The following is a 6,304-nucleotide window of genomic DNA, read 5'->3' as shown; positions in this document are numbered from 1 at the left end:
CTGGGGGCGGGCAGCCGGAGCCCGGACCGGCCGCTGGGCGTGGAGGCCCAGGCGGTAGTGGCGCTGTGCCGGGAACGGCCGCGCCCGGTCGTCGAGATCGCCGGGATCGTCCGTCAGTCCGTGCTCGTCACCAAGATCGTCATCTCGGACCTGCTGGATTCCGGCGCCCTGGTCATCGCGCTGTCCGCCGACATCGAGCCCAACCACCCGAACGTTCTGGAGGCAGTCCTTGTCGGTCTACGCAACCGGTTCGGCGACGCCAAGTCCGCCTGACACCGCCCCGGCGTCCCTCACCGCCAAGATCATGATCGCGGGCGGGTTCGGCACCGGGAAGACCACGATGGTCGGCAAGGTCAGCGAGATCGAGCCGCTGCGCACCGAGGAGACGATCACCGAGGCCAGCAGCGGGATCGACAGCCTCGCCGGGGTGGAGGCCAAGACCACCACCACAGTGTCCATGGACTTCGGCCGCATCACCTTCGAGGTGCCGCAGCACCTGGTGCTGTATCTCTTCGGCACACCGGGCCAGGACCGGTTCCTGTACGCGTGGGAGGAACTGTCCTACGGCGCCATCGGGGCCGTCATCCTCGCCGACACCCGCCAGCTCGACAAGTGCTTCACGGCGATCGGCTACTACGAGCAGCGCGGCGTGCCGTTCGTGGTGGCCGTCAACGAGTTCGAGGGCGCGCGCTACAGCTACACCCCCGATGAGGTACGCCGCGCGCTCCAGATCCCGGAAGAGGTGCCCGTGCTGATGTTCGACGCGCGGGACGAGTCGTCCGGCGCCGGTGTTCTGATCGCTCTGGTCGAGTACGCCCTGACGCAGGCCCGCGGCCTTTACCCGGGCCTCGAACGGATGGAGCAGGCGCGGTGAGCGGGCAGCGAGAACCTGCGCGGGAGACCGTCTCCGGGGCGGAGCTGGGGCAGCACAAGGCGAGTATCGCCCGGGTGTATGACTACTTCCTGGGCGGGAAGTCCAACTACATCGTCGACCGGGAAGCGGCCGAGGCGGTCATCGGGCTCTGGCCCGCGGTGGAGGTGGCGGCGCGGGCGAACCGTGCGTATACGCATCGCGCCGTGAGCTGTCTGGCCCGCGCGGGGATCAGGCAGTTCATCGAGGTGGGCACCGGCATGCCCATGGCGCCCAACCTCCACGAGGTGGCACAGGACGTCACACCTGACGCCACCGTCGTCTATGCCGACAACGACCCGATCGCCCTGGTCTACGCCGAGGACCTCCGCGCCAGCACGCCCGAGGGGACAATACAGGTCGTCGAGGGGGACGCGACGCGCCCCGAGGACCTGCTGGAAGCCGTGGCCGCGACCGGATGCGTCGACTTCGCCCGGCCGGTGGCCCTGACTCTGCACGCCCTGCTGCACTTCATCCCCGACGACCAGGATCCGTACGGGCTCGTCAGCCGGCTTCTGGAGCCGCTGGCGCCCGGCTCGTACCTGAGCCTTTCGCACGCCACCGGCGACTTCGACCCGGCCACCTGGGCCGCCGTCACCAACGCCTACGCCCAGTACGGCATCCGCAGCCAAGTACGCACGAGAGCGGAAGTGCTGCGTTTCTTCACCGGCCTCGACCTGGTGGATCCCGGTCTGGTCGTGGCGCACCGGTGGCAGCCCGACTCCAGCCGGCCCCGTCTGGGCGCGGTGTCGGACGCGATGGTCGCGGTGTACGCCGGAGCAGCCCGAAAACCGTGACCGGCCCGGCCGCGGGCCGGATGCCCGCCCCGGTGCGCCGCGTGCCAAAGGAACCAAGTCCCCCTGTCTTCCACGCTCTTGGAGCACCTTCATGATTCCCGTCTCTCCCTCCGCCGTCCTTGCCGGCGGGCACGACAGTGACCCCGGGCTGCGTGCGCGGCGCATGGCCGAGCTCGGGCTGGCCGAGGTCCCCGTCCCCGAATTCGATGCCCTCGCCACCCGGCTGGCCGAGGACGCCCAAGTGGCGTACGCCATGGTCAATCTGGTCTCCCTGGGCGGACGGCGCCAGTACTTCACCGGCCTGCACTGCCCCGACGGCCAGGGCGAGCTGCCCGCGGTCGGCCGGACCATGGACATGGACGCGGGTTTCTGCACCGAGCTCCTCAAGCGCAAGCACCCTCTGCCCCTGCATGACGTGTACGCGGCCCCCCGCTACGCCAGCAACCCCGTCGTCGACCAGATCGGCGCCCGTACGTACGCCGGCGCCCAGCTCATCGACCACGAGAGCGGCGTCACCCTCGGCACGGTCTGCTACGTGGGAACCGAACGGCGCGACGAGAAGACGAACCACGCCGCGCTCGCGCTCATCAAGACATACCGCGACGAGGTGATGCACCTCATCTACGAGCGGGCCGCACGCATCACGCAGTAAGCGGGGGAGCGCCGGAAGCCCGGCGCCCGGTTCATATTCGGGAGAGGGAAATCGATGACCTGGTTCCTGACAGACGAGCACGAGCACCTGCGCCAGAGGGTCCGGGACTTCGCGGAGAACGAGATCGCACCCCGGGTAGCAGCCATGGAATCCACCGGAGCCGTCGAATACGAGGCGGCCGATCTCATCGCCCGGCAGGGCTGGATCGGCGTGACCATCGACGCCGAGCACGGCGGCATGGGAGCGGGCCATCTGGCCAAGACGATCATCATCGAGGAACTCTCACGTATCAGCGCGGCGATGGGGGCCGCAGCTCAGGCGTCCATGCTCGGCGCCGCCAAGCTCCTCCACTTCGGCAGCGATGAGCAGAAGAAGACCTGGCTGCCCGCCATCGCCGAAGGAACCTGCCTGCCGACCATCGCGGTAACCGAACCGGACAGCGGCGGACACGTCCTGGCCATGGAGTCCACAGCCCGCCGCAAGCGCAAGGGCTGGGTCCTCAACGGCCGCAAGGTCTTCATCGGCAACAGTCACGTGGGCCACCTGCACGGCGTCGTCACCCGGAGCGGGCGCCGTCCGGGCCCCGATTCCAGAGCGCTGTCGGCGTTCCTCGTCGAATCCGACCGGCCGGGCCTCACCCTCGCCGACCACGAACCGCTGACCGGCCTGCGCGGCTTCAGCTGCGGCGAACTGATCTTCAAAGACTGCTGGATACCCGACGACCACCTGATCGGTGACGTCGGAGACGGCCTGGCCGTCGCCTACTCCTCCAGCGTCCTGTACGGACGGCCCAACCTGACCGCGGTCGCGCTCGGCATCCACCGCGCCGTCATCGAGGAAACCGCCCGCTTCACCCAGGCCCGCATCCGCTACGGGCGACCGCTCTCCGAACTCGCCACCGTCAAGAACACCATCGGCCTGATAGAGCACCGGCTGATCACCGCGCGGGAGACCGCCTACAACGCCGCGCACACCCTGGACCTGAACCGGGACCTGGAGCCGGACCTGAGACACCCGTGCGACGCGGAACTGATGAACGCCAAGTACAGCGCCGTCCAGGGCGTCATCGCCTCCGTCCTCGACGCCATAAGGATCCAGGCCGCAGACGGACTGAAGGCCGGCAATCCCCTCCAACGGCTTCTCCGGGACGCCATCTGCATCGAACCGCCCGCCGGCACCAGCGACATCCAGCTCCACCGCCTCGCCGAAACCGCCCTGGACACCTACCCCAGCCAGTGGTCACAACGCATCACGACATAACCAGCCCCTCACCACACCCCCACCGACCGACCCGGGGCCGGGTCCCCGCTCCCCACGACCCACGTACGGAGCCCGCATGCCGTCCGCCCATCCGATCCACGACAACCGCTGGCCCGCGCACGGCCCTGCGAACATGGAGACCGGAGTCCGCTGGAACGCCGTCCGTGTCCCCGCGGAAACCGGCCGGGAAGTACTTGTCCTCATCAGGAAGTTCGAGCTCGGCTCCCGGATCGGACCGGTCATCGCCGACCACAGCGCCTGGTGGTTCCTCGTCAGCCCCGCCAGCGGCAGCGAGCCGTGGCCGCCGAACACCACCTACCTGACCACCGGCAACTCCCTCACCGTGCCGCCACAGCACAGCACCCCCGACGACACAGCACTGCGGTGGATCAAACCACCACGCCTCGCCCCCGGCCACGAATACACCGACACCCTGACACTGCGTACCTGCCTGGAAGTCATCAGTGAGCGCCGGTCTCTCGCCGGTCATCTCGTACGGGACGAGTTCGCTCACCAGGTGAGCGTCCCCTACACCTCCGTACGTCTCCAGCTCCGCACGGGCATCGGCCTGCTGGACCTGCTCCGCGGCTCGGGAGGGCACATCGGGCCGGTGATGGTCTGCCGCTCCCACGGCATCCTCCACATTCTCGTACCCCCCGACGAGGCTGACGCCCTGCCGCGTGTGCCCGGCGTCATCGCGGTCACCGAGGGCTCGACCGACTGCGGCTACCACGGAAAGCCGCGCCGCTGGCTCCTCCCGCCCGCCGACGAGCAGAGACTCACCCGCGCAGACACCCTGACCGCCGCCATGCTCCGGCACCCGCCCCAGTCCCCCCTCACGGCACACCGTCTCCAGCAAACCGCCCAACCGGACGTACCGAGGAAGACCAGCACGTGGCCAAGCTAGAAAAGATCCTGCTCATCGACGACATCGTCGGCGGTGACGCCGACCAGACCGTCACGTTCAGCCTGGACGGCAAGACCTACGAGATCGACCTGAGCAACGAGAACGCAGGGAATCTGAGAACCACGCTCCAGCCCTTCATCGCCGCCGGCCGCCTCGTTCCCGCAAAGCCCAACCTCCACAGGCAAGACGGCCCGCTCCCCGTCATGGCCCGACGCCCCGCCAGTAAGGCCCAGGCCAGCACCGAATACCGCCTCAAAGTACGGAAATGGGCCAGAAGTAAAGGCATCGAGGTAGGCGAGCGCGAGCGCATCCCCCAGAAGGTTTACGCCCGCTACGAGAGCGCGCACGGGGCCGGACGGTCGCGGTCATGACCGCGACCCCGTCCTTTGACGATTACGAGTCCCTCCCACGTGTCCCGGAGAAGCGCGCCGAGTACACGGCGTCGTGTGACACCACGGTCGAGGAGCGGCTGGGGCTTCCCATCAAGTGCGAGCAGTCCTCCGGCACATGGTGGGCACCCCATCCGGTCGACCTTTGGATGGCCGACCACAGCAAGCGAACCGGACACACGCTCTACCGCCGCGAGCTGGCCCAGTACGTCGACAGCGGCACGGCTAAGACTCCTGACGCCGTTTCGCCGACCACCAGTGCCTCCCAGGCACAAGCCCCCTGATGCACCAGGCCCAACCGCCGCCCGCTCGCGAGGCGGCCCCCGGAAAGAGCCGATGTCTCTCCCCGGGACCGCGCCATCGACCTCGGCCAGCCATCCCCACACAACGGGAGCACCACCTCTCATGAGGACCCTGATCGCCCCTCTCCGGCGACGCGTTCAGACCGGTACGGACGGTGTGTCATGACCGGCAGCGCTCGGGTCGGCAACGTGATCAGCGGGGGTATGGTCTCCGGCCCGGTGATCCAGGCCGGACGTATCGACGGGGGCGTGCACCTCCATCACCACCCGCCGCCGCCCGTCCCCCGTCAGCTTCCAGCGACGCCCCGCGTATGGGTCGACCGTGAAGAGGACCTCGACGCGCTCGCGCGGGCCTGCCGGGGCGGCGGAGACGGCGTGCGGTGTGTGGCCATCAGCGGGCCCGGGGGCGCCGGGAAGTCGGCTCTGGCAGTGCGCTTGCTCAGGATGGTTGACGCTGATGCCGGCCACGCGCAGATGTATGTGGACCTGCGCGGACATTCAGGGCGGGCGCCGCTGCGGCCGGTTGATGTCCTGGCGCGGTTTCTGCGCGCCTTCGGTCATGGGCTCGGCGCGGCGTTGCCCGCCGATGAGGATGAGCTGGCCGCGTGGTGGCGCTCGGTGACCGGTGGCCGGACGGTCACGGTGCTGGCGGACAACGCCGCAGACGCGGACCAGATCCGCCCTCTGATGCCGGGAGGCACCGGTGGGCTGGTCGTCGTGACCAGCCGGATGCCGCTGGAGGACCTGGCGGTCGAGGGGGCGGCCATTCATCACCTGCGCCCTCTTCCCCGGAAAGCCGCGATCGACCTGATCACGCGCCTGGCGGGCACGGCCGGGGCCGCCGCCGACCCGTGCGCGATCCCGCGGGTGGCCGACGCGTGCGCACACAACGCACTCGCGTTGCGGGCGGCTGCTGCCCGGCTGGTGATCCGGCCCGGCACGACGCTGTCCCAGATCGCGGCCTCCCTGACCGCCCCGACCACCGCCCCATCCGGCCCCCGCGAACTCGACCAACTCCAAGGAGCAGCTGTTGTGACCAGCATCAACCAGGCGTATGCCGATCTTCCCTCCGAGGCAGCGGCGGCCG

General features: G+C 69.2%; 9 protein-coding genes. All 9 read left to right on the top strand.

Annotated elements, in window-relative coordinates; all coding sequences use genetic code 11:
* Positions 1-273 (top strand): DUF742 domain-containing protein (locus tag GA0115259_RS37130; RefSeq protein WP_161230592.1); only part of this gene is annotated, 273 nt, incomplete at its 5' end.
* A 31-nt stretch (positions 274-304) separates the two neighbouring features.
* Entirely contained in the window at positions 305-874 is a 570-nt protein-coding gene (locus GA0115259_RS37125; protein WP_093604934.1) for a GTP-binding protein, read from the top strand.
* On the top strand, positions 871-1,707 hold the full coding sequence (locus GA0115259_RS37120) for an SAM-dependent methyltransferase (protein ID WP_176732783.1): 837 nt from the start codon (positions 871-873) through the stop codon (positions 1,705-1,707). Before GA0115259_RS37125 ends, GA0115259_RS37120 begins: the two co-directional genes overlap by 4 nt.
* 91 nt (positions 1,708-1,798) lie before the next feature.
* Entirely contained in the window at positions 1,799-2,359 is a 561-nt protein-coding gene (locus GA0115259_RS37115) for a GAF domain-containing protein (RefSeq protein WP_093604932.1), read from the top strand.
* A 54-nt stretch (positions 2,360-2,413) separates the two neighbouring features.
* Complete coding sequence (locus tag GA0115259_RS37110; protein WP_093604930.1) at positions 2,414-3,619, top strand: acyl-CoA dehydrogenase family protein; 1,206 nt, start codon at positions 2,414-2,416, stop codon at positions 3,617-3,619.
* Positions 3,620-3,695: 76 nt separating this feature from the next.
* Positions 3,696-4,526 (top strand): hypothetical protein, encoded by an 831-nt coding sequence (locus GA0115259_RS37105; RefSeq protein ID WP_093604928.1) that lies wholly within the window; start codon positions 3,696-3,698, stop codon positions 4,524-4,526.
* Positions 4,514-4,897, top strand: a complete 384-nt coding sequence (locus GA0115259_RS37100; protein WP_093604926.1) for a histone-like nucleoid-structuring protein Lsr2 — start codon at positions 4,514-4,516, stop codon at positions 4,895-4,897. Before GA0115259_RS37105 ends, GA0115259_RS37100 begins: the two co-directional genes overlap by 13 nt.
* Complete coding sequence (locus tag GA0115259_RS37095) at positions 4,894-5,199, top strand: DUF7848 domain-containing protein (RefSeq protein ID WP_093604924.1); 306 nt, start codon at positions 4,894-4,896, stop codon at positions 5,197-5,199. The genes GA0115259_RS37100 and GA0115259_RS37095 overlap by 4 nt, the downstream gene beginning before the upstream one ends.
* A 222-nt stretch (positions 5,200-5,421) precedes the next feature.
* A partial coding sequence (locus GA0115259_RS37090; protein ID WP_141716863.1) for an AAA family ATPase occupies positions 5,422-6,304 on the top strand: 883 nt, incomplete at its 3' end.

The organism is Streptomyces sp. MnatMP-M17 (genome assembly GCF_900091995.1).
Lineage (GTDB): Bacteria > Actinomycetota > Actinomycetes > Streptomycetales > Streptomycetaceae > Streptomyces.
This window is presented reverse-complemented; position numbering and strand designations above follow the sequence as displayed.